The following is a 21,156-nucleotide window of genomic DNA, read 5'->3' as shown; positions in this document are numbered from 1 at the left end:
CCTGAAAACATCGGGACTTTGCAGCGGGTTTTCAATGGGTCAACGGGTCCAGCGACTAACAAGTCCCTGAATTCCGGACCAAACTCCGGGGGTCAGTTCCAAACCCAGTATGCGATCAGGGTTGGTGGGCGGGGGCATTTCGACACCCGTCAGCGGGGTGAACCCGAACCGGGCATAATAGGGCGCATCGCCCACAAGCATGACGCGATCCCACCCTTTGGCGCGTCCGGCCTCTACCCCCTGATGGATCAGATATCCGCCCAACCCTTCGCCTTGATGGGTCGGGTGGACCGCCACTGGACCTAGCAGCAGCGCGTCATGTTCACCCACATGCACGGGCCAAAACCGGATTGCACCAGCCAGAATGCCCTGCCCATCGCGCGCGACCTGCGACAGGCCAGCGACAGGCGGCACGTCATCGCGCAGACGATAAGACGACAACGCCTCGCGCCCCGGAGCAAAGCACAGGTCATAGAGCGCTTCGACCTCCCACCAGTCTTCCGGCTCTTCCGGCCTGATCTTGAATTGCTGCACGCGCGCCCTCTTATCCTTGCTGGAAATCGCCCTAGCACTTCGATAGGCCTTGGGCAAACGCTTGGAGTCCATATGTTCTATCGCCCCGAAGACGGCCACGGCCTGCCACACAACCCCTTCAACGCCATCATAACCCCACGCCCTATCGGCTGGATTTCGACGCGCGATGCTGACGGGATCAACAACCTGGCCCCGTATTCCTTCTTCAATGGTGTCGCTTATACACCGCCCCAGGTGATGTTCGCCTCAACCGGCTCCAAACACGATCAGGATGGCGGCAAGGACAGCATCGCCAATATCGAGGCCACGAAGGTATTCTGCGTCAACGTGGTGGCCCATGCGCATCGCGACGCAATGAATGCCAGCTCAGAGGGTTTGGGAAAGCACGTCGACGAGTTCACTCATGCTGGGCTGACACCCGTTGAATGCGAAACCATAAATTGCTCTCGGGTCGAGGGAGCGCCCGCAGCGCTGGAATGCAAACTTACCCAGATCGTAACTCTGCCGGGTGAGTCCAATCGGGTGGTGTTCGGAGAGGTCACTGGTGTGCACCTGCACGATGACCACATCCGTGACGGCAAATTTGACGTGACCTCATTCAACCCGCTCGCGCGGTTGGGTTATCGGGACTATTCTGTGGTGACAGAATTGTTCAGCCTTTCACGCCCGGATGACTAATGCCACTGCCTGATCCTACACGCAGATATCCGATTGTTCTGCCCGACGGCTCTAGCCACAACGGAACAGTGTTTCTGTCTCAGGCCATCGATCATCCCCGCTTTGAGGCCGGAGCTTACACTTATGCTTCGGATTTCGATGCGCCGAAGGACTGGGCGCAGCGGCTTGCACCGTATCTGTTTCCCTTTTCAGAAGAAAAGCTGATGCTGGGCAAGTTCTGCCAAATCGCTCATGGAGTAAGGTTTATCACTGCCTCCGCAAATCACGCGACCGATGGCTTGACCTGCTTTCCATTTCCAATCTTCGATCCGGATTGCATGTCAGGCTACCAGCCTGATACACGTGATACCGTTATCGGGCACGATGTCTGGATCGGTTACGGAGCTTTGATTTTACCCGGAGCGCAGATCGGAAATGGCGCGATTGTTGGCGCAGGCTCGGTCGTGCGGGGTCAGGTTCCACCCTATGCAGCCGTTACCGGAAATCCGGCAAAAGTCCGGCGCTATCGTTTTGATCACGATGTGATTGAAAGGCTGCAAGACTTGCGATGGTGGGATTGGCCCGCAGAAACAATCACTCGGGCCGAAGATGCCTTGCTTTCAGGCAATATCGATGCGTTGGAGCGCATTGCTTCTGAGATATAAGGCGGCCAATCCGGCCGCCCTTTCGCGTATTCAGTGCCCGCCCAGAATACCGGTGCGGACCGAATAATCCACAGCCAGTTCGTAATCCGGGTCATCATCGCTGTCGACCATCAGATGGCCGGCCTTGTTCAGCAGTGTATGACAGTCACGGCTCAGGTGCCGCAGCATGACGCGTTTGCCAGCCGCTTCGTATTTGGCGGCGATGTTTTCGATAGCCTGCAGCGCGGATTGGTCCACGACACGGCTGGCTGCAAAGTCGATGATGACGGTCTCGGGGTCGTTTGTTACGTCGAACAGCTCCACGAAGCCCTCGGACGAGCCAAAGAACAGCGGGCCCTGAATTTCATAGACCTTCGCCCCTTCTTCCGTTTCCGAGTCGCGCGTAACCGCGTGGATGCGTTTGGCGTTATTCCATGCATAAGCCAGGGCAGAGACAATCACACCTACCACAACAGCCACCGCAAGGTCTTCCATCACGGTGACGACTGTCACCAGTACGATCACGAACGCATCCATCAAAGGCACCTTGCGCATGATCTTCAGCGAATTCCAGGCGAAGGTTCCGATCACCACCATGAACATCACACCGACAAGTGCGGCCAGTGGAATCTGCTCGATCAGAGGCGAACCCACGAGGATGAAGAGCAACAGAAATAGCGCTGCAGCGATACCTGCGATACGCGTGCGCCCGCCTGACTTCACGTTGATCATCGACTGACCGATCATCGCACAACCGCCCATACCGCCGAAGAAGCCAGTGACCACGTTCGCTGTGCCTTGCGCGATACATTCCTGCGAGGCACCACCGCGCTTGCCGGTAATCTCACCCACAAGGTTCAGCGTCAGCAGGGATTCAATCAGACCGATTGCGGCAAGGATCAGGGCATAGGGCAGCATGATTTCAAAGGTCTCCCAGTTCAGCGGCACCATCGGTATATGGAAGCTGGGCAGGCCGCCTTCGATCGAAGCCAGATCACCGACACGCGGGACGTCCAGCCCAATGCCAATGACCAAAGCAGCGACAACAAAAATCCCGGCCAGAGGCGCTGGGATGACGCGGGTGATGCGGGGCATGATCCAGATCACAGCCATGGTCAGAGCAACCAGACCCAGCATTGTGTAGAGCTGTAGGCCTGAAAGCCACTCGCCACCGCCCATGCCGTGGCCGGTATTTTCCATGGTTCCGGGCACTTTGAATTGCCCCAGCTGCGCCAGAAAGATCACAATCGCCAGGCCGTTCACAAAGCCCAGCATCACCGGATGCGGCACAAGTCGGATGAACCGGCCCCAATGCATCGCACCTGCGATGATCTGCATAATCCCCATCAGCACCACCGTTGCGAACAGGTATTCGACCCCGTGTTGTGCGACCAGTGCGACCATGACAACCGCAAGCGCCCCGGTCGCGCCCGAGATCATGCCGGGGCGACCGCCGATCAAAGCAGTGATCAGACCGACCAGAAACGCTGCGTAAAGCCCGACCAGAGGGTGCACCCCGGCGACAAAGGCAAAGGCCACGGCTTCGGGGACCAGCGCCAAGGCGACGGTGAGACCGGACAGCAGTTCGATCCGCAGGCGGGAAAAGGTCAATCCCTCATCCGGTACCCAGCGCAAATCGGGTTTGGCTATACGATTGGCAAAGCTTGCCAGCATGGCTCGGGGCATGGATCGGTCCTGTTGGTCGGTATTGTTCGCGCGAAAGGGGCCTTCTAGCGGTCAAACCGGTCTTGAGATACCGCGCCAGGCGGGACCCTGATATGCGCCGTGCGCATAGCTTGACCCAAGCGCACACAAACCGTTGAACCCACTTGTCAAAAGGTGCTGTGGCCCGCAGAACTCACACAGCAGGAATTTTCAATGGAGAGCACTCGTGACCCAAACAAAAATCGCCGTCATTGGAGGATCGGGCATTTATGACATCGATGGTCTGGAGAATGCCGAGTGGGTCACAGTAGAAACGCCATGGGGCGATCCGTCGGATCAGATCCTGACCGGGTCGCTGGATGGGGTCGAAATGGCCTTCTTGCCGCGTCACGGTCGCGGACATGTGCACTCGCCGACCGAGGTGCCCTATCGCGCCAATATCGACGCGTTGAAACGGCTTGGCGTAACGGATGTGATCTCGGTCTCGGCCTGCGGGTCGTTCCGCGAACATTTGGCGCCGGGTGATTTCGTGATCGTGGATCAGTTCATCGATCGAACATTTGCCCGTGAAAAGAGCTTTTTCGGGACTGGCTGCGTCGCCCATGTCAGTGTCGCGCATCCGACCTGCCCGCGCCTGTCGGACGCTTGTGAGACTGCAGGCAAGACGGCTGGCATCACCATCCACCGAGGTGGAACCTATCTGGCGATGGAAGGACCGCAATTCTCGTCATTGGCGGAATCCAAATTATATCGCGAACAATGGGGGTGCGACGTGATCGGCATGACCAACATGCCCGAAGCGAAACTCGCACGCGAGGCCGAGCTTTGTTATGCCTCAATTGCCATGGTCACCGACTATGACAGCTGGCACCCTGATCACGGTGAAGTCGACGTGGCCGCCATCATCGCCACGCTGACCGGTAATGCGGAAAAAGGCCGGGCATTGGTCAAAGGTCTGCCCGCTATGCTGGGGACCGACCGTGCGCCCTGCCCGCATGGCTGCGACCGGGCGCTGGAGTATGCCATCCTGACCGCGCCTGAAAAGCGCGATCCGGAATTGTTGGCCAAGCTGGATGCTGTGGCTGGGCGGGTGTTATAAACTCAGTACTGCGACAGTTTCTTTTGCACCTCGTCCCATAGGCCACGCGACCACAAATCGTTGTGGGTGCCGTCGGGGATCACGTAAATCTGCGCGGTATCGGACATCTCGGCCAGAGCTTTTCCGTGATGCAGTGGAATAGTTTCATCCTCGGTGCCGTGAAAAATCAACGTCGGCACCGAGATCTGTTCGATAAGGTCACGTGTGGCGAACTGATCCCTCATCAAGGCTGAGACCGGCAGGAAAGGATAGCGTTCCGCCGCGACATCAACGGTTGCAGTGAACGGGGCCTCAAGCACCAGAAGTTCTGCATCGGGACGCTCGGCAGCCACAGCGGCGGCAATGCCGGTGCCGAGGCTCTGACCGTGCAGCACCACAGCTTCGCCCTGACCCGCCAGCCTGTCATAGAGCTGAACTCCATCAGAGATCAGCGCCAGTTCCGAAGGCTCGCCTTCGCTGCCCGGAAAGCCGCGATAGCTGGGGGCAAGCAGCCCGTAGCCCGAGTTGAGGATTTCGCGCAGCCGTTCAGCACGGTCCCCCAGATTGCCGCTTTGGCCGTGGAAGAATAGGACGGTCGGTGCATCCGGGATTGCAGCGGGTGCTGCCCAGACCGTCAGGGCAGTACCATCAGCCATTGTCAGCGACAGCGCATCAACATCCGCCAACCCCACCGAAGCCGGATCCGGTAACGTACCTTCGGGTTTGTACAGCAGAGATTGCTGGTTGAAAAACATGTATCCGAGGACGCCCGCATACAAGATCGCCCCGGCCAACAGCAGTCCTACCAAGATGCTTTTGAGGCGCTCGACACCGGATCTGGCGCGGCCGGTATCGGCCTCAGCGTGTTGGGTTTGAACCATGGCTCCCTCCTTTGGGTCGCATTGCGAGAGTGGGGTACATTGGAGGCGTTTCAAGATGCATAAGCCAAGCTTCATCCAATCTTAAACCTGTTGCGGCAATCCCAGATCGCATTGCATGCCTGAATTCCCTGCCCCATGTCCTCGGTAATTAGGCGACCCCGGCTTCGCAAATCCGAACGCCAACCCGTTGGAGCCGGTGTTTCACCACGAGAATGTGCCCGCAAAGCCTTGACCAATACGTCGTGCCAAGGCTTGGTGTGGGAAACACTCTAATAGGATACTCCATGTCCATTGAAATCTGGCTGGCCTTTGTGGCCGCTTCGACCGCGCTGCTGCTGATCCCAGGCCCGACCGTGTTGCTGGTGCTTAGCTATGCGCTGTCGAAAGGACGCAGTGTGGCGGTTGCCTCGGCCACTGGGGTCGCATTGGGGGATTTGGTGGCGATGACCGCGTCGCTGCTGGGGCTGGGGGCGCTGGTGCTGGCCTCTGCCACACTGTTTACCGTGCTGAAATGGGTTGGGGCAGCCTATCTGGTCTGGCTGGGTGTCAAACTCCTGCGCAGCGCGCCGTCGGGCGGGCTGCAAGCAATTGAAACCGAACGTGACGTGACCGCCCGCAGTGTTTTTGGCCATGCCGCTGCAGTCACCGCGCTGAACCCGAAGTCCATTGCCTTCTTCATCGCTTTCGTACCGCAATTCTTGCGTCCAGCCGAGCCTTTGGGTCCGCAATTCGCGATCCTGATCGCAACATTTGTGGGTCTCGCGGGGCTGAACGCGCTGGCCTATGCGCTGCTGGCGGACAAGTTACGCCGGATGATCGGACGCGCGAATGTCATCACGACCATGACCCGGTTCGGAGGGTTGACCCTGATAGGAATGGGCATCGCCACAGCGGTTCTGCGCCGCCCGGCGTGATTTCAGTTTTCAGCGTTTTCCTTCATGAACCCCCGGATAAACCGGCGGATTTCGCGGGCGGCAGAGGTGTCCAGATCCCTGCACAGCTCGACGAATGCATCGCGCTCATCCTTGTCGAGACGCAAAACCAACTGACTGTTTTTCTTCGTAGATTTCTTTCCATCTTTCTTGGTCACACGTCCAGTCCCCGTCCTGCCCTTGATTCTAAGTGCGATGCATTGTATATACACAGCATATAATATGTAGATATCGGGCACATAACAGCAAAAGTGAGATTAAAGCAATGAACCTTCATGTCGCGCAAGCCATTCTTCTTCGGGATCAACGCAACTGGCGCAAGCCGCACCTATCCTGGCTTCCGAACGCGCTGTATCGCTACTACGGCCTGCCTAACGCCATGCGCGGCCGCAGCAAGTAGCCGCAGGGGCCAGAGTTCTCTTGCATGACCGCACCTTATGGGCGAAATACCCCGCGCGTGTTTGATGCCAAAGGGGTGGCCCATGTCCAGAAACAAAACGGTCAAGGATTACATTCGGACCATCATCGATTTCCCGCATGAGGGGATCATGTTCCGCGATGTCACCACCCTGTTTGCCGACCCGCGTGGGTTCCGCATGGCAATTGACCAGATGTTGCACCCTTACGCGGGTGAGCGTATCGACAAGGTCGTTGGCCTTGAGGCGCGCGGCTTCATTCTGGGCGGTGCGATTGCCCACCAGCTGAGCGTTGGATTCGTGCCGATCCGCAAAAAGGGCAAACTGCCCGGCACCACGATCAGCCAGGACTACAAACTGGAATATGGCGAGGCGATCGTCGAAATTCACGATGACGCCATCCAGCCGGGTGAGAAGATCCTGGTCGTTGATGATCTTCTGGCTACCGGAGGCACCGCCGCCGCGGGGATCAAGCTGATCGAACGGCTGGGCGGCGAGATCATCTCATGCGCGTTCATCATCGATCTGCCCGAATTGGGTGGTCGCAAAGCGCTGGAAGATTTGGGCATGGACGTGCACGTTCTGTGCGAGTTCGAAGGGCTCTGATCTCCACAAAATTCACAAACTCGTGACTGGATATCGCGTGCGCCGCAGGCTTAGCGCGATTGGGGTCACATTCAAGAAACAGTTGCCTCTGGATTCTGTGATCTTGTCGCGACCTGACTGCGTACCCCGAATGATGCCACCTAGGGCATTCTCAACAAGGGAAATCATGTCATGTTGCGCAAATTCGCTGTTGCTGGAGTTGCCAGTCTTCTGTTGACCACCTCTGCTTTGGCAGATGGGCACGCCAAGGATATCGTCGATACTGCGGTGGGCGCGGGCAGTTTTGAAACGCTCGTCGCTGCCGTTCAGGCCGCCGAACTGGTTGAAACGCTGAAAGGCGAAGGGCCGTTCACCGTTTTCGCCCCAACGGATGAGGCTTTTGCAGCGCTCCCCGAGGGCACGGTCGAAAATCTTCTGAAGCCCGAAAACAAGGACCAGTTGGTCGCAGTGCTGACCTATCACGTTGTCCCGGGCAAAGTGATGTCGGGTGATCTGTCCGATGACATGACCGCCGCCACCGTGCAGGGCGGAGATATCACCATCGATCTCGACAATGGCGTCATGGTGAATGATGCCAACGTTGTGCAAGCCGATATCGAAGCCGAGAACGGCGTGATCCATGTGATCGACAAGGTCATTCTGCCCGCGTCGTAAAGAACCGCAGCGCCCCGGTATACGTCCGGGGCGCGTCTATTAGGCCAGAACCGCCCCGGGGTTCATAATCCCCTGAGGATCAAGCGCTGCTTTGATCGCCCTCATGGCCTGCAACTTGACCGGATCGCCATAGCGTTCCAGATCATCTATCTTGAGCCGACCGACACCGTGTTCGGCGCTGACCGATCCACCAAATTCATGAACCAGATCATGTACCGCGCGTTTGACCGCGCCCCGCTGTGCGACAAACTCCGCCTTGTCCTGCCCGGCAGGTGGAAATACGTTGTAGTGCAGATTACCGTCGCCCAGATGGCCAAAGCAGTTTACGCGAAACGGCCCCTGCCCGGCCACCACATCCGCACCGCGCCGAATGAACTCTGGAATGCGGGAAATCGGGACCGAGATATCATGGCTGGAAACTGATCCGATCAGCCGGTTGGCCTCGGGGATGCGCTCGCGCACGGCCCAGAGTTCGGACCGCTGTGCTTCGCTCTGCGCGATGACCGCATCGCGGACCAGATCGCGCTCATCAGCGGCGACATAAATCGCCTCAAGCATGTCCGAAGGGTCTTGGCCGACCGACAAGCCCAGCTCGATCAACACACTCCATTCCGGTGTTGCCGCAAAGGGTTGCCGCACGTCGGGCAAAACCTCGGTCAGGAATTCGAGGCCCTGCCCATGGATCAACTCAAACGTACTGACCGCTTCTCCCACTTGATCCCGCGCCACTGACAACAGATCAATGGCAGCCTCGGGTGAGGAGACCTGAAACATTGCGGTTCCAACGCCCCTGGGTCGCGGGAACAGCTTCAACGCCGCCGCCGTAATTATGCCAAGTGTCCCTTCGGACCCGATCATCAGGTTACGCAGGTCATAACCGGTGTTGTCCTTACGCAACCGGCTAAGCCCATGCCAGATCTCACCACTGGGCAATACCACCTCAAGCCCCAGGCACAGATCGCGCGCATTGCCATAGCGCAGCACATTCACGCCACCCGCATTGGTGGCCAGATTGCCGCCAATCCGGCAAGAACCCTGCGCAGCCAGCGACAGGGGAAATAGACGGTCCGCGTCTTCAGCGGCAGTCTGGACGTCGGCCAGAATGGCACCGGCCTCGGCCACAAGTATGTTCTCGGTGGGGTAAGTCGCCCGTATCGCCGTCATCCGTTCCAGGGAAACGATCAAAGGGACAGGACCATCCGGAACAACCTGCCCTCCTACCAGGCCGGTGCCGCCGCCATAAGGGACAACAGGCACCCGAGCGTCTGCGGCCAATTGCACCAGAGCCGACACATCTTCCACAGTGCGTGGCAAGGCAAGCAAACCGGGCTGCCCGACAAACCGCTGACGCGGCTCTTCAAGGTAACGATCTGCAATCGGGCGCAAAACGTCAGCACCCAATCGGGCTCTGATTGCTTCGGCAAGGCGGCTGTCTGCAGGGTTCAGTTTCATGGCTCTTCCCTGCCAAAGGCCACGGGCCGCGACAAGCCCTATTCCAGCTCTATCAGGTACTGAGGCTCCAGCACCACAACCGTCGGCCTGTCGGGCAGCGTGCGCAACGAGACGACAATCTCGGACACCCCATCCCGTTCAACCGGGAATTCATCCCGAATATCCACCAAAAACCGCTGGAGCGAAAAGTCCGAGAACCAATGCATCGGGATAATGACCGAGCTTTTGAGGCGTTTCAGAACCTGAACCATCTCGGGCAAGGGCATCGTGGTGCCTCCGTCCACCGCCGCCATGACCACATCCAGCCGACCCAGTGCAGCGAATTGTTCATCCGACGGAATGTGATGCAGATGCCCCAGATGGCCGATGCACAACCCTTCGACCTCGAACACAAAGATCGAGTTTCCGCGATCTTCAATACCGCCATAGGCCGAACGGATATCGGTCGACACATTGCGAATCAGCATCTCACCCAGATCAAGATGGTGCTCGATGCCTTCGCCGAACTCGCCCCAGCCCGGCAAGACATACGGGATGGCCGGATCGGGATGGGCAGTCCAGTGGGTGCTGTGCGCATGGTTCATTGTGACCACGTCAGGAATTAGCGCAGCGCCGCCGATAAAACCGGTGAAATCGGTCACCGCGTTCAGCCCGCCCTGTGTCTGGATCAGAAACGATGCATGCGCGACATAGCTGATACGAACCGAAAACTCGGGCACGGGATCCTGCCACGCCGCTTTGTGAAGATATTCAATCCCCGGTGCCGCATCTGCGATGGCGATACAGTGACTAGGCCGCCGCTCCTGCGCCACAGCCCCGCCTGCAATCATCATCAGTCCCGCAACAAACCGCCACATAGGGCAAGTGTAGCGCAATGGGCCAACAAGTCATGCCCTTGTTGATCTGGCCACGGATATCTCCAGGACAGGAGGCTTGCCATGCCTGGCGGCAGAGCTCTCTAGCCTGCCTCAGTCTTGCCCCGACGATCGGACCTTAGGCTGGCATACAGAACATGTGTTCGCCAGCGCCCATTGATCTGCAGATAAGACTGCGCCACGCCTTCGTATTTGAAGCCTGAGCTTTCCAGCAGACCGCGAGAGGCCTTGTTCTCAGGCAAACACGCGGCCTCGATCCGGCTTAAATCCAGACGGGTGAAGGCGTGATGAACAACGGCGCCAATTGCTTCGCGCATGAACCCCTGACGCGCAAAGGCCTGCCCGGTCCAATAGCCCAAGGTGCCAGCCTGCGCCGGACCACGGCGAACATTGTCCAACGTGATCGCCCCCAGCAGAATATTGTCTGTGCGACGAAACAGGAACAGAGGTATCGCCGTTCCACTCGCGACTGAGCGCTGGGCCCAATAGACCCGGTTGGTAAACGACTTGCGGCTCAGATGGTCCTTGGCCCAAACCGGCTCCCACGGCACCAGATAGTCCTTTGAAGCACGCCGCAGGGCGGTCCAGTCGTTGAAGTCGGAATGCATGGGCGGGCGCAGCGTCAAGCGCTCGGTTTCGAGTTTCAGCTTGCGTCTGCCTAACAGCATCACGCCGCACGCCTCTCCTGCAGATCCACCAGCGTCGGTGCGCCCGAGACCGGCCCATACAACGCCAGCGCTGCAGGGGCTTTGACTGCCATGTCTTCGGCAAAGGCACGCACGTCCTCGGTGCTGACCGCATCGATCTTGGCCACGGTGTCCTCAAGCGAGGGCACACGTCCCCAGATCTGCACCAGCCGCGCCAGACGTTCGGCCCGGTTCGACGGGCTTTCCAGCCCCATCAGCATCCCGGCCTTCATCTGGGCCCGCGCACGGGCAACCTCTTCTGCGCTCATGTCTTCGGCAGCGCGCTTCATCTCGTCGATGGTAATCGTCGCCAATTCGCCCACCTGATCGGCCGAGGTGCCTGCGTAAATCGTTGTCGTACCGGTATCCGCATAAGCACCGGTCTGAGCAAAGATCGTATAACAAAGCCCGCGCGTTTCGCGCACTTCCTGAAACAGGCGCGAGGACATGCCTCCACCCAGAGCGGTCGAGTAAATCTGGGCCGTATAGATCGCATCATCGCGATAGCCCGGACTTTCCAGCGCCAGCGCGAAATGCGCCTGCTCCAGTTCTTTCTCCTGCCGCGCCTCACCACCAGTGAACCGCGCAGCGTCGGGGATCAGACCCTTGCGCGGCTGCAGGTGGCCGAACATCTCTTCGGCCAGTTTCATAAGCGCATCGTGGTCCACAGCTCCAGCTGCAGACAGGATCATCTGTTCCGGCCCGTAGTGTTCGGCCACGAAACCAGACAAGTCCTCGCGGGAAAACGCACTGACGCGCTCGGTCGGGCCCAGAATGGTGCGGCCAAGGGGTTGGTCGTGATAGCTCTGCTCTTGCAGCCAGTCAAAGATTACATCGTCCGGCGTATCATAGGCCTGACCAATCTCTTGCAGGATCACTCCGCGCTCGACCTCGATCTCGCGCGGGTCGAATACCGGGTTCAGGACGATGTCGCCGATCACGTCCATGGCCAGCGCCACATCGTCCTTCAGTACGCGTGCATAATAGGCCGTAACTTCGCGCGAGGTATAGGCGTTGATGTACCCGCCCACATCCTCGATCGCTTCGGCGATTTGCAGCGCAGAACGCCGCTGGGTTCCCTTGAACGCCATATGCTCAAGGAAATGCGCGATACCGTTCTGCTCGATCCGCTCGTGCCGACCACCGGCGGTTACCCAGATGCCGATGGCCGCAGATTGCAGCCCCGGCATATGTTCACTGACGATACGAAATCCGTTCTTCAGTTGGTCCTGTCTGACTGTCACTCAGCAATATGCCTTCTGATATGATCCTCAAGGGCACCCAGATCGTTCGCAACGCGGGTCACCCGTTCTGGACGTTCATACAGATCAGACATGCGGGATGGAAGAGGCGGATGTTCGCCGCTTGCCTTCTCGACCGCCGCCGGGAACTTCGCGGGATGCGCGGTTGCGAGCGTGATCATGGGCACATCGGCAGCGCGGTGGTCTTCAGCCACTTTGATCCCAACGGCGGTGTGCGGACAAACCAACTCGGCGCTGTGGACCATCGTGCGCCTGATCGTCTCAAGCGTCTCGTCCTCAGAAACGCGGCCCGAGTCAAAGCTTTCTCGCAGAGCCTCCATTGCGCCTTGGCTGACATTGAAGCCTCCGCTCTTGAGTTCGTCCATCAACTGAGCGACTGCGCCACCATCTTCGCCATAGGCGTAGTACAGTGCGCGCTCAAAGTTCGAGCTAACCTGAATATCCATCGAAGGGCTGATTGAGGGGATCGTATCGCCCTTGAAATATCCCTCGCCCGAGAGACAGCGATGCAGAATGTCGTTCTGGTTGGTCGCCACCACCAGACGATCGATGGGCAGCCCCATGCGTTTGGCCAGATAGCCTGCGAAGATATCGCCGAAATTCCCCGTCGGCACGGTGAAGCTGACCTTGCGATGTGGCGCGCCGAGGCTGACGGCGGCGGAGAAATAGTAAACGATCTGTGCCAACACGCGGGCGAAGTTGATCGAATTGACGCCTGCAAGTTTCACACCGTCGCGGAAATCAAAGTCGTTGAACATGTCTTTGAGCGCGGCCTGACAGTCATCGAAATCGCCGTCTACCGCCAAAGCGTGCACATTACTGTCTGCAGGCGTAGTCATCTGACGGCGCTGCACTTCTGAAACACGGCCATGTGGGAACAGGATGAACACATCCACCGCATCCAGGCCACGGAACGCCTCGATGGCGGCTGAACCGGTGTCACCGCTCGTCGCGCCGACAATGGTAACGCGATCTTCCCGCCGTTTGAGCGCGACCTGGAACAGCTGGCCGATTAGCTGCATGGCGAAATCTTTGAAGGCCAGCGTGGGTCCGTGAAACAGCTCCAGCAGAAAATGGTTCTCGTTCAGCTGCTTCAAGGGCGCGCGGGCGTCATGGCCGAAGCCCTCATAAGCGCGCGCTATGATCTTTTTGAACTCATCATCAGAGAACGAGCCGCTCACATAAGGCCACATCACGCGGAATGCGATTTCTTCATAGGACAGGCCAGCCAACGCAGCAATTTCGCCCTGCGACATCACCGGAATTTCAGCGGGCAAGTACAGACCACCATCGCGGGCCAGTCCGGTCAGCATCGCCTCTTCAAAGGTCAGTTCGGGCGCCTGCCCGCGGGTCGAGATGTATTTCATGTCGCGTCACTTTCGGAATTGGCACGGCTGCGCCACAGGAAGTATCCGGTCATTGCGGCCCAGACCAGAGCAAGACCAAACCAGATGATTGCATATTGCAAATGATCGTTGGGGATGCCCGCCGTATCCACCGGCATTGGCGTTACATTCGGATCGGTTTCCGAGCGAGCAATCAGCAACACAGGCTCAGCCCCCAACGCGGCGGCCAGATTGGGCACATCACGGGCGAACCAGATGTTGCCGTCAATATCTGCGTCAGGCGTGTAGCCATCAACTTCATCGGGCCAGTGCAGGTTGCCGGTGATTTCCATCGGGCCAGTCAGGCGAACAGCCTGCTTGGCTGTGGTCGGCACAAAGCCGCGATCCACCAGAATAGTCCGGTCGTCGGTGGTAAAGGACTGGATGATCCGATACCCCGGCCCCACCTGCTTGACCGAAACCAAAACGTGGATCTCGCCCGGTTCGATCTCGCCTGTGACCGTCACCGGCAGGTATTTGTCCGCATCTTCGGACACCTGCACTGGCAAGGCGACAGGATCGGCAGCGATGCGGCTTTCGATCTCGGCCAGCACCTCCTGTTTCCAGGTCAGCCGCTGCAGTTGCCAAATGCCCAGCGACAGCAGCAGGCCCAGACCGGCAAGGCCGAAGATCAGCAGAAACAGAATGCGACGCATATTGGGATCAGACCTTGTTGCGGGAACCGGCGCCTTGTTAAGGGGCACGTGAACCGAAGTGCAACCATGTAATTGTATGGGGCGCAATCTTGCGCCCCTGATTGAGAAAAAGCCGCCCCGTGGGGCGGCTTTTGCAATTGGATCACCTGCGTGGCGTTACATCAGCGGGGCCTGACCCCAAATGTAGACGGCGAAAAACAGGAACAGCCAGACGACGTCAACGAAGTGCCAGTACCAAGCGGCAGCCTCGAAACCGACGTGTTTCTCGGGCGTAAAGTCCCCCTTCAGGGCGCGGATCAGACAGACCGACAGGAAGATGGTGCCGATAATCACATGCGCGCCGTGGAAACCGGTTGCCATGAAGAAGTTCGAATAGAACTGATCGCCACCGAACTCCCAACCCTCATGGGCCAGTAACTCATAGTATTCAAACGCCTGAAGCGCAGTAAAGGCGATGCCCAGAACGATACCAATGGCCAGACCATTGATCAGCGCCTTGCGGTCATTGTCATGAACAAGCGCGTGGTGGGCCCAAGTAATCGCACAACCTGACAGCAACAGGACCAAAGTGTTGATCAGTGGCAGGTGGAACGGATCAACGGCGTGGATATCCGGCTGGATGTATTCAGTACCGGCATAGTCGTACATCGGATACATGCGATGTTTGAAGAACGACCAGAACCAGGCGAAGAAGAACATCACCTCGGACATCACGAACAGGATAAAGCCATAGCGCAGGCCGATACGCACGACCGGCGTATGATCGCCCTGACGGCTTTCGACCACGACTTCGGACCACCATGCAAACATGGTATAAAGAACCCCGACCAGCCCCATCCAGAAGATCCACGGGGTGATCCCGTGCATCCAAAGAACGGCCCCGAACAGCATCACAAATCCGCTTACCGCGCCGATCAGTGGCCAGATTGACGGGTTCAGAATGTGGTAATCATGGTCTTTTGCGTGTGCCATCAGCGTCCCTCACCTACAGGCGTTAGTTCTTGTTTGTCTCAGCCTGCACGTCAAGGGCGGCATAGCCCTCGGGCAGATCAATCTCATAGAATGTATACGACAGCGTGATCGTATGCACATATTTTGCTTCGGGATCTTCGATCAGTTCGGGATCGACGAAGAACGTAACGGGCATCTCGACTCGCTCACCCGGCTCCAACACCTGTTCATCGAAGCAGAAACAGGCGATTTTCTGAAAATACCCCCCGGCGGAATAGGGCGCCACGTTGTAGGACGCCTGCCCTGCGACGGGCTTGTCGGTTGGGTTGTACGCTTCGTAGAACGCCAGACCTGTCTCACCGATACGTATTTTCATCTCGCGTTCGACGGGCTTGAATTCCCACGGCATACCCTTGGCCTTGGAGGCATCAAATCGGACCGTCACCACTTGGTCGAGTATGTCATCAGGGGCTTTCTCGGCAACCCCCGTGGTCCCTCCATACCCCGTGACCCGGCAGAACCAATTATAAAACGGCACCGCTGCCCATGCCAAACCGCCCATAAGGACGACGACGCCGACCAGTTGCGCGACCGTTTTCTGTGGCCCCGTCAACTTCATCAGTTCTGCACCTGCTGCGTCGCCAGACTAAAATCTGTGTTCGAGACCTTGACGACTGTCAGGCCGAAGATGATCACGATGAACGCGGCCAGTGTCAGGCCGACGCCCAGATTGCGGCTGAACCGTCTTTGGTGAAGTTCGTGAGTTTTGCGCAGGCTCATGACCAGCCTCCTAATCCGTAAGGTTTCAACAGGGCCTCGACGAGGATCGCGCCGAAATGCAGAAACAGGTACAGCAGCGACAGTTTGAAGAAACTGCGTTCGACCTTGAAGTTGTCGGCCTCCGAATCGTCTTCGTTTCGACGAGAAATCTGCCAGGCCCCCCGCAGAAACAAGCCATTCAGAACCAGCGCAACAACTAGATAAATCGGGCCTCCGATATCCGAGAACGCAGTCCCCACCGCCAGCAACGCCAGCAACGCGGCATAAACCAGAATATGCCAGCGCGTCGCGCGTCGACCATGGGTGACGGTCAACATCGGCACCCCGGCATCGTCATAGTCCGAGCGCATGAACAAGGCCAACGCCCAGAAATGCGGAGGTGTCCACATGAATGTCAGGGCAAACATCAACCACGGTTCGAGCGTCATCGAGCCAGTGGCCGCGACCCATCCGATGACCGGCGGGAACGCTCCCGCGGCACCACCAATGACGATGTTCTGAGGCGTCGAGCGTTTCAGCCACATCGTGTAGACGACAACATAGAAGAAAATAGTGAAGGCCAGAAACGCCCCTGCAAACCAGTTGGTTGCCAAACCCAGCATAATCACGGACAGGCCAGACAGAGCCAGACCCAGCGCCAATGCCTCGCCTTCTTCAACTTTGCCAGAGGGGATTGGACGGCCTTTGGTGCGCTTCATCACGCGGTCGATATCCGCGTCCCACCACATGTTCAGCGCGCCGGATGCACCGCCACCAATAGCGATGAACAGGATGGCGCAGAAGCCAACAAATGGATGTATCGGAACCGGAGCCGCAAGCAGTCCGACCAAAGCCGTGAATACGACCAGCGACATCACGCGCGGCTTCAGCAGGGCGAAATAATCGCCAAAGCTGGCCTCGTCCGCGCGGGTCTGCGCAGAGACGGTGCTGGCATTGAAGCTTGCGTCGCTCATATCCGGTCCTTTTCGGGGCAAAAGCTGCGCGATTTCCGCGCAGCTCGCATGTGTTTATCTAGGCCGCAAAGGGCTTAGTTCGAGGCCACTTGGTAGGAAGCAGGCTGACCTGCATATTCTTCAAGCGCGCCCTGCAGCCACTGTTCATATGCCTCTTCGCTGACCACTTTGACAGTGATTGGCATATAGGCATGGTCTTTACCGCACAGCTCAGAGCACTGTCCGAAATAGACGCCTTCCTTGTCTGCTTCGAACCACAGTTCGGCCAGACGACCAGGAACGCCGTCCTGCTTCACGCCGAACGAAGGAATGGTCCAGGAATGGATCACGTCCGATGCAGTAACCTGCATCACGACAATCTTGCCGACCGGAACAACGACCGCGGTGTCGGTGGCGAGCAGCCATTCGTCTTCGCCATAGCCTGCATCGGCCAGCTTCGCCCGCATCGCATCGTCCAGAACAAACGGTGTTACGTCGGCATCCGCCGGGCGCGCGCCCTCGTCGAGGGTGGCCGGGTGGCCCAGAAGATAGCTATCGAAGGCAAAGTCATGATCGACATATTCGTAGGTCCAGTACCACTGGTTCCCCACGACTTTGATGGTGATGTCGCCTTCAGGAATTTCCTGCTGTTTGAACAGAACCGGTAGCGAGAACGCTCCGATGAAGACCAGAATCAGGATCGGGCCCAATGTCCATGCAATCTCAACCGGAGTGTAATGCGAGAACCGAGCCGGGTTCGGGTTTACGCGCTGGTTGTAGCGTACGATGCAGTAAACCAGCAGACCCGCAACAAACACACAGATCGCGGTGATGATCACCAGAATCATGTTGTCCAGCGACTGAATCCCTTCGGCAAGGCTGGTGGCAGCAGGCTGGAACCCCATGCCGCCGTCAACCGGCTTGCCAATAATCTCAAGCTCCTGAGCCATGGCGGGAAGGCTGGAGAGGGCCGTAGCAAGCCCGGAAAGCATCAAAGCATTCTTCATTTTCTGTCCTGATCGTTTGATCTTTGCGTCTCTCGCGAAAAGGTGTGAATCGGTCGCACCTCTCCCGTTGTCTTTGGCCGCGTTAAAAACCATATTCCGTCGGGTAGATAAAGCAAAATGCTTGCGTCAAACAGACGCTATTTTTGATCTGGATCAAACCCGAAAGGTCACAACTGATGACTCAGGCCCCGTTTCGCCCGTTTGAAAGCGTTCTTCCCAAGGATGAAGCGCTTGCTGTACTGAAGGCTGCAACTGATGGCGCCGAGGATGGGGAACTGTTCGTAGAACGGCGCAAATCCGAATCTTTGGTGTTTGATGACGGCCGATTACGCACGGCCTCTTACGACGCTTCCGAGGGATTCGGTCTTCGCGCGGTGCAGGGTGAAGTGGCTGGATACGCGCATTCAACGGATGTTTCGATTCCCTCTCTGAAGCGTGCAGCCGAAACCGCGCGGTTGGCGGTCGGCGATGGTGGTGGGACGCTGGCCGGGCCACCACGTGCCACCAATACCAGGTTATATACCGATGAAGACCCGATCGAATCCGCCGCCTTCCCGGTCAAAATCGAGACACTGCGCGAGATAGACGCTTTTACCCGTGATCTGGATTCCCGGGTTGTGCAAGTCAGCGCCACGATTGCCGCTGCAGTGCAGGAGGTCGAGATTCTTCGCCCCGATGGTGTGCAGGTGCGCGATATACGCCCGATGACCCGCCTGAACATCTCGGTTATCGTAGAACAGAACGGCAGGCGCGAAAGCGGCTCTGCCGGTGGTGGCGGACGTGTTGGGCTGGATGGCTTGATCGATCCCTCAGACTGGCAAGATAAGGCGCGTGAGGCTCTGCGGATCGCGATGGTCAATCTGGATGCCGTCCCTGCACCTGCCGGCGTGATGGAAGTCGCGTTGGGCCCCGGATGGCCCGGTATTCTTTTGCACGAGGCCATCGGCCACGGGCTTGAAGGTGATTTCAACCGCAAGGGCAGTTCCGCTTTTGCCGGGCTGATGGGGCAGCAGATCGCTTCGAAAGGTGTAACAGTCGTGGATGATGGGACGATTGCAGACCGACGCGGTTCGATATCAGTGGATGACGAGGGTACACCCAGTTCGCGTACAGTTCTGATCGAGGATGGAATCCTCACCGGATATATGCAGGACCGCCAGAACGCACGCCTGATGGGCGTTGCTCCAACCGGGAACGGCCGGCGTCAAAGCTATGCCCATAAACCGATGCCGCGCATGACCAACACAATCATGTTGGGTGGCGATGCCGATCCGGCCTCGTTGGTGGCAGATATCAAAGACGGCATCTGGGCTGTGGGCTTCGGCGGTGGCCAGGTCGACATCACCAACGGCAAGTTCGTGTTCTCCTGCACCGAGGCATATCGTGTCGAGAACGGCAAGATCGGCGCTCCGGTCAAAGGCGCGACGCTGATTGGCGACGGCCCCTCGGCGCTAAAACGCATTCGGGGACTGGGCAATGACATGGCGCTGGATCCCGGCATGGGCACATGTGGAAAGGATGGGCAATGGGTGCCGGTCGGTGTCGGCCAACCTACCGTTTTGATGGATGGGCTGACCGTGGGCGGCTCTGCCACCTGAGTCGGCTCAAAAGAAGAATCAAGGCGCGAAGAGTTAACACACTACCCTTCGCGTCAAATCAAAAACTCATCCATGGATATGTGAGCCAAGATAATTCGCACGAATTTTCTTTCTTTCTTTCAATGACATAATCATCTCTCCGAGGGATGGGTTCGAAAAATACCGATCTAATTTTCTAAGATTCACAGGCTGTTAACCCGCTGCACCGTAAACCAGTTTTGCAATCAGGCGGAGCATCGGATGACCGAAGAGCAGCTTTCTTCCAATCACCCCCCACTCCCACCCACCACGGAAGAGGACCGGTTTTCCTGGCTCCGTCTGTTGCGCTCACGCAAAGTAGGGCCGGCAACATTCCGGCGCTTATTGCGCGAACATGGCTCGGCGCAGAACGCGCTGGCCGCGTTGCCGGAAATGGCGCGCGCTGCCGGGATCGAGGATTATGAAATCTGCCCGCCCGGCGTAATTGAGGCGGAGCTCAAGGCCGCAAAGGTCGCCAAAGCGCGGATTTTGTGCCTTGGGGCCGCCGATTACCCTTACGCGTTATGTGACCTTTCGGATGCGCCCCCGATGCTTTGGGCAATCGGCGATCCGTCGATCTTGAAACGCCGGGCAATTGCCATGGTCGGGGCACGGAACTGTTCTTCGCTGGGCGCGCGCATGGCGCGGGCGTTGGCGACGGATCTGGGTAAGCAAGACTATGTCGTGGTCTCGGGGCTTGCCCGCGGCATTGACACCTCGGCGCACCTCGCCACGTTGGCGACCGGTACTGTGGCAGTGTTAGCAGGTGGGGTAGATGTGATTTATCCGGCCGAAAATGCCGATCTTGCGCGAGATATCGCAGAAACCGGTCTTCGCCTGTCTGAACAACCGATGGGCACAACACCTCAGGCACGACATTTTCCGCGCCGCAATCGCATTATCTCGGGTCTGGCGCAGGCAGTGGTCGTTGTCGAGGCCGCGGCGAAATCCGGCAGCTTGATCACCGCGCGGGACGCCCTGGACCAAGGGCGCGAGGTTCTGGCCGTGCCCGGCCATCCCTTTGACGCCCGCGCGGCAGGATGCAATCTGCTGATCCGAGACGGGGCTATACTCGTCCGCAATGCAGAAGACGTGATTGATGCTTTGCCCAAGCAACAGCTACAATCCTCCGCCCAACAAATCCTACCCCTTGGACCCGAGGCAGACACAGCCGAAATCACGCCCCAAGCCTTGCACGAGGCGATTCTGACTCGACTTGGCCCATCTCCGATCGCGGAAGACCAGTTGATCCGGGACATCGCGGCATCTGCGGGCGAAGTCGGCCCTGTGTTGGTCGATCTGGAGCTTGAGGGCAAGATTCAGCGGCAACCAGGCGGCCTGCTGTCACTTTGCGCCTAAGCTATCGAACGGATTCGACGCCGGATTTCGCGAGCGGTGCGGCCAGAACCGGCTTGAATTCAGAGTATTTTTAGTAGTGAAAACGAACGCATTGACAATTCGATCTTGCCCCACACATTTTGCACGGT

Annotated in this window: 23 protein-coding genes; 8 read left to right on the top strand and 15 right to left on the bottom strand. The window is 58.2% G+C overall.

From position 1 onward, the window contains the following. Positions 1-39 precede the first annotated feature (39 nt). Positions 40-534, bottom strand: coding sequence for a GNAT family N-acetyltransferase (locus ACR0DK_RS17165; RefSeq protein WP_480737445.1), 495 nt, complete (start codon positions 532-534; stop codon positions 40-42). Positions 535-606: 72 nt separating this feature from the next. Here ACR0DK_RS17165 and ACR0DK_RS17160 point away from each other — a divergent pair, with 72 nt between their 5' ends. Together ACR0DK_RS17160 and ACR0DK_RS17155 are read left to right on the top strand one after the other, a co-directional pair. Further along, positions 607-1,212: a flavin reductase family protein gene (locus tag ACR0DK_RS17160; RefSeq protein WP_170397289.1), complete on the top strand. Its 606-nt coding sequence runs from the start codon at positions 607-609 to the stop codon at positions 1,210-1,212. After that, complete coding sequence (locus ACR0DK_RS17155; RefSeq protein ID WP_480737291.1) at positions 1,212-1,856, top strand: CatB-related O-acetyltransferase; 645 nt, start codon at positions 1,212-1,214, stop codon at positions 1,854-1,856. Before ACR0DK_RS17160 ends, ACR0DK_RS17155 begins: the two co-directional genes overlap by 1 nt. 30 nt (positions 1,857-1,886) lie before the next feature. On the opposite strand, the gene ACR0DK_RS17150 is transcribed toward ACR0DK_RS17155, so the two are convergent. After that, on the bottom strand, positions 1,887-3,521 hold the full coding sequence (locus ACR0DK_RS17150; RefSeq protein WP_480737289.1) for a SulP family inorganic anion transporter: 1,635 nt from the start codon (positions 3,519-3,521) through the stop codon (positions 1,887-1,889). A 205-nt stretch (positions 3,522-3,726) separates the two neighbouring features. On the opposite strand from ACR0DK_RS17150, the gene ACR0DK_RS17145 reads away from it, so the two are divergent. Next, positions 3,727-4,599 (top strand): S-methyl-5'-thioadenosine phosphorylase, encoded by an 873-nt coding sequence (locus ACR0DK_RS17145; protein WP_480592141.1) that lies wholly within the window; start codon positions 3,727-3,729, stop codon positions 4,597-4,599. Positions 4,600-4,601: 2 nt separating this feature from the next. Here the strand turns inward: ACR0DK_RS17145 and ACR0DK_RS17140 are convergent, their stop codons facing one another. Then, entirely contained in the window at positions 4,602-5,459 is an 858-nt protein-coding gene (locus ACR0DK_RS17140) for an alpha/beta hydrolase (RefSeq protein ID WP_480737287.1), read from the bottom strand. 284 nt (positions 5,460-5,743) lie between these two features. Here ACR0DK_RS17140 and ACR0DK_RS17135 point away from each other — a divergent pair, with 284 nt between their 5' ends. Continuing rightward, the gene (locus ACR0DK_RS17135) at positions 5,744-6,373 is read left to right on the top strand and encodes a LysE family translocator (protein ID WP_170397298.1); all 630 of its coding nucleotides are present in this window, start codon (positions 5,744-5,746) and stop codon (positions 6,371-6,373) included. Between the two features lie 2 nt (positions 6,374-6,375). Here the strand turns inward: ACR0DK_RS17135 and ACR0DK_RS17130 are convergent, their stop codons facing one another. Continuing rightward, the gene (locus ACR0DK_RS17130) at positions 6,376-6,549 is read right to left on the bottom strand and encodes a hypothetical protein (protein ID WP_170397300.1); all 174 of its coding nucleotides are present in this window, start codon (positions 6,547-6,549) and stop codon (positions 6,376-6,378) included. Positions 6,550-6,873: 324 nt separating this feature from the next. Between ACR0DK_RS17130 and ACR0DK_RS17125 the strand changes: the two genes are divergently transcribed. Continuing rightward, positions 6,874-7,413, top strand: a complete 540-nt coding sequence (locus ACR0DK_RS17125) for an adenine phosphoribosyltransferase (RefSeq protein WP_480737283.1) — start codon at positions 6,874-6,876, stop codon at positions 7,411-7,413. 171 nt (positions 7,414-7,584) lie between these two features. Beyond that, a complete protein-coding gene (locus tag ACR0DK_RS17120) occupies positions 7,585-8,067 on the top strand; it encodes a fasciclin domain-containing protein (RefSeq protein WP_170424274.1) in 483 nt (160 codons plus the stop codon). A 39-nt stretch (positions 8,068-8,106) separates the two neighbouring features. Here the strand turns inward: ACR0DK_RS17120 and ACR0DK_RS17115 are convergent, their stop codons facing one another. From ACR0DK_RS17115 to coxB, 11 genes are all read right to left on the bottom strand, one after another. After that, the gene (locus ACR0DK_RS17115; RefSeq protein WP_480737281.1) at positions 8,107-9,519 is read right to left on the bottom strand and encodes an FAD-binding oxidoreductase; all 1,413 of its coding nucleotides are present in this window, start codon (positions 9,517-9,519) and stop codon (positions 8,107-8,109) included. A 38-nt stretch (positions 9,520-9,557) separates the two neighbouring features. Next, positions 9,558-10,349, bottom strand: a complete 792-nt coding sequence (locus tag ACR0DK_RS17110; protein ID WP_255612132.1) for an MBL fold metallo-hydrolase — start codon at positions 10,347-10,349, stop codon at positions 9,558-9,560. A gap of 128 nt (positions 10,350-10,477) precedes the next feature. Next, entirely contained in the window at positions 10,478-11,062 is a 585-nt protein-coding gene (locus tag ACR0DK_RS17105; RefSeq protein ID WP_170397308.1) for a GNAT family N-acetyltransferase, read from the bottom strand. Further along, positions 11,062-12,324, bottom strand: a complete 1,263-nt coding sequence (locus ACR0DK_RS17100; protein ID WP_170626462.1) for a M16 family metallopeptidase — start codon at positions 12,322-12,324, stop codon at positions 11,062-11,064. The genes ACR0DK_RS17105 and ACR0DK_RS17100 overlap by 1 nt, the downstream gene beginning before the upstream one ends. After that, positions 12,321-13,709 (bottom strand): threonine synthase, encoded by a 1,389-nt coding sequence (thrC, locus tag ACR0DK_RS17095; protein WP_170635467.1) that lies wholly within the window; start codon positions 13,707-13,709, stop codon positions 12,321-12,323. Before thrC ends, ACR0DK_RS17100 begins: the two co-directional genes overlap by 4 nt. Further along, positions 13,706-14,383, bottom strand: coding sequence for an SURF1 family protein (locus ACR0DK_RS17090; protein ID WP_480737278.1), 678 nt, complete (start codon positions 14,381-14,383; stop codon positions 13,706-13,708). The genes thrC and ACR0DK_RS17090 overlap by 4 nt, the downstream gene beginning before the upstream one ends. Positions 14,384-14,539: 156 nt before the next feature. Further along, the gene (locus ACR0DK_RS17085) at positions 14,540-15,355 is read right to left on the bottom strand and encodes a cytochrome c oxidase subunit 3 (RefSeq protein WP_170397316.1); all 816 of its coding nucleotides are present in this window, start codon (positions 15,353-15,355) and stop codon (positions 14,540-14,542) included. 22 nt (positions 15,356-15,377) lie between these two features. After that, positions 15,378-15,953, bottom strand: coding sequence for a cytochrome c oxidase assembly protein (locus ACR0DK_RS17080; RefSeq protein ID WP_170397318.1), 576 nt, complete (start codon positions 15,951-15,953; stop codon positions 15,378-15,380). Beyond that, a complete protein-coding gene (locus tag ACR0DK_RS17075) occupies positions 15,953-16,114 on the bottom strand; it encodes a hypothetical protein (RefSeq protein WP_170397320.1) in 162 nt (53 codons plus the stop codon). Before ACR0DK_RS17075 ends, ACR0DK_RS17080 begins: the two co-directional genes overlap by 1 nt. After that, positions 16,111-17,067 carry a heme o synthase gene (gene cyoE, locus ACR0DK_RS17070; RefSeq protein ID WP_480737275.1) on the bottom strand — a complete coding sequence of 319 codons (957 nt, stop codon included), beginning with the start codon at positions 17,065-17,067 and terminating at the stop codon, positions 16,111-16,113. The genes ACR0DK_RS17075 and cyoE overlap by 4 nt, the downstream gene beginning before the upstream one ends. A gap of 74 nt (positions 17,068-17,141) precedes the next feature. Beyond that, positions 17,142-18,053 carry a cytochrome c oxidase subunit II gene (coxB, locus tag ACR0DK_RS17065; protein ID WP_170397324.1) on the bottom strand — a complete coding sequence of 304 codons (912 nt, stop codon included), beginning with the start codon at positions 18,051-18,053 and terminating at the stop codon, positions 17,142-17,144. A gap of 176 nt (positions 18,054-18,229) precedes the next feature. Here coxB and tldD point away from each other — a divergent pair, with 176 nt between their 5' ends. Next, positions 18,230-19,651: a metalloprotease TldD gene (gene tldD / locus ACR0DK_RS17060; protein WP_480612760.1), complete on the top strand. Its 1,422-nt coding sequence runs from the start codon at positions 18,230-18,232 to the stop codon at positions 19,649-19,651. Positions 19,652-19,891: 240 nt separating this feature from the next. Continuing rightward, positions 19,892-21,028 (top strand): DNA-processing protein DprA, encoded by a 1,137-nt coding sequence (gene dprA / locus ACR0DK_RS17055; RefSeq protein WP_480737273.1) that lies wholly within the window; start codon positions 19,892-19,894, stop codon positions 21,026-21,028. Positions 21,029-21,156: the final 128 nt, after the last annotated feature.

This window comes from Ruegeria sp. CE6 (assembly GCF_056537485.1).
The sequence above is the reverse complement of the archived record's forward strand: the minus strand, read 5'-3'. Positions and strand labels throughout refer to the sequence as shown.

Excerpts from the sequence above, each read along its gene's own strand:
- ACR0DK_RS17160 (WP_170397289.1), top strand. The coding sequence starts at position 607 with ATGTTCTATCGCCCCGAAGACGGCCACGGCCTGCCACACAACCCCTTC.
- ACR0DK_RS17155 (WP_480737291.1), top strand. The coding sequence starts at position 1,212 with ATGCCACTGCCTGATCCTACACGCAGATATCCGATTGTTCTGCCCGAC.
- ACR0DK_RS17150 (WP_480737289.1), bottom strand. The coding sequence starts at position 3,521 with ATGCCCCGAGCCATGCTGGCAAGCTTTGCCAATCGTATAGCCAAACCC.
- ACR0DK_RS17140 (WP_480737287.1), bottom strand. The coding sequence starts at position 5,459 with ATGGTTCAAACCCAACACGCTGAGGCCGATACCGGCCGCGCCAGATCC.
- ACR0DK_RS17135 (WP_170397298.1), top strand. The coding sequence starts at position 5,744 with ATGTCCATTGAAATCTGGCTGGCCTTTGTGGCCGCTTCGACCGCGCTG.
- ACR0DK_RS17125 (WP_480737283.1), top strand. The coding sequence starts at position 6,874 with ATGTCCAGAAACAAAACGGTCAAGGATTACATTCGGACCATCATCGAT.
- ACR0DK_RS17120 (WP_170424274.1), top strand. The coding sequence starts at position 7,585 with ATGTTGCGCAAATTCGCTGTTGCTGGAGTTGCCAGTCTTCTGTTGACC.
- ACR0DK_RS17115 (WP_480737281.1), bottom strand. The coding sequence starts at position 9,519 with ATGAAACTGAACCCTGCAGACAGCCGCCTTGCCGAAGCAATCAGAGCC.
- ACR0DK_RS17110 (WP_255612132.1), bottom strand. The coding sequence starts at position 10,349 with ATGATTGCAGGCGGGGCTGTGGCGCAGGAGCGGCGGCCTAGTCACTGT.
- ACR0DK_RS17105 (WP_170397308.1), bottom strand. The coding sequence starts at position 11,062 with ATGCTGTTAGGCAGACGCAAGCTGAAACTCGAAACCGAGCGCTTGACG.
- thrC (WP_170635467.1), bottom strand. The coding sequence starts at position 13,709 with ATGAAATACATCTCGACCCGCGGGCAGGCGCCCGAACTGACCTTTGAA.
- ACR0DK_RS17090 (WP_480737278.1), bottom strand. The coding sequence starts at position 14,383 with ATGCGTCGCATTCTGTTTCTGCTGATCTTCGGCCTTGCCGGTCTGGGC.
- ACR0DK_RS17085 (WP_170397316.1), bottom strand. The coding sequence starts at position 15,355 with ATGGCACACGCAAAAGACCATGATTACCACATTCTGAACCCGTCAATC.
- ACR0DK_RS17080 (WP_170397318.1), bottom strand. The coding sequence starts at position 15,953 with ATGAAGTTGACGGGGCCACAGAAAACGGTCGCGCAACTGGTCGGCGTC.
- ACR0DK_RS17075 (WP_170397320.1), bottom strand. The coding sequence starts at position 16,114 with ATGAGCCTGCGCAAAACTCACGAACTTCACCAAAGACGGTTCAGCCGC.
- cyoE (WP_480737275.1), bottom strand. The coding sequence starts at position 17,067 with ATGAGCGACGCAAGCTTCAATGCCAGCACCGTCTCTGCGCAGACCCGC.
- coxB (WP_170397324.1), bottom strand. The coding sequence starts at position 18,053 with ATGAAGAATGCTTTGATGCTTTCCGGGCTTGCTACGGCCCTCTCCAGC.
- tldD (WP_480612760.1), top strand. The coding sequence starts at position 18,230 with ATGACTCAGGCCCCGTTTCGCCCGTTTGAAAGCGTTCTTCCCAAGGAT.
- dprA (WP_480737273.1), top strand. The coding sequence starts at position 19,892 with ATGACCGAAGAGCAGCTTTCTTCCAATCACCCCCCACTCCCACCCACC.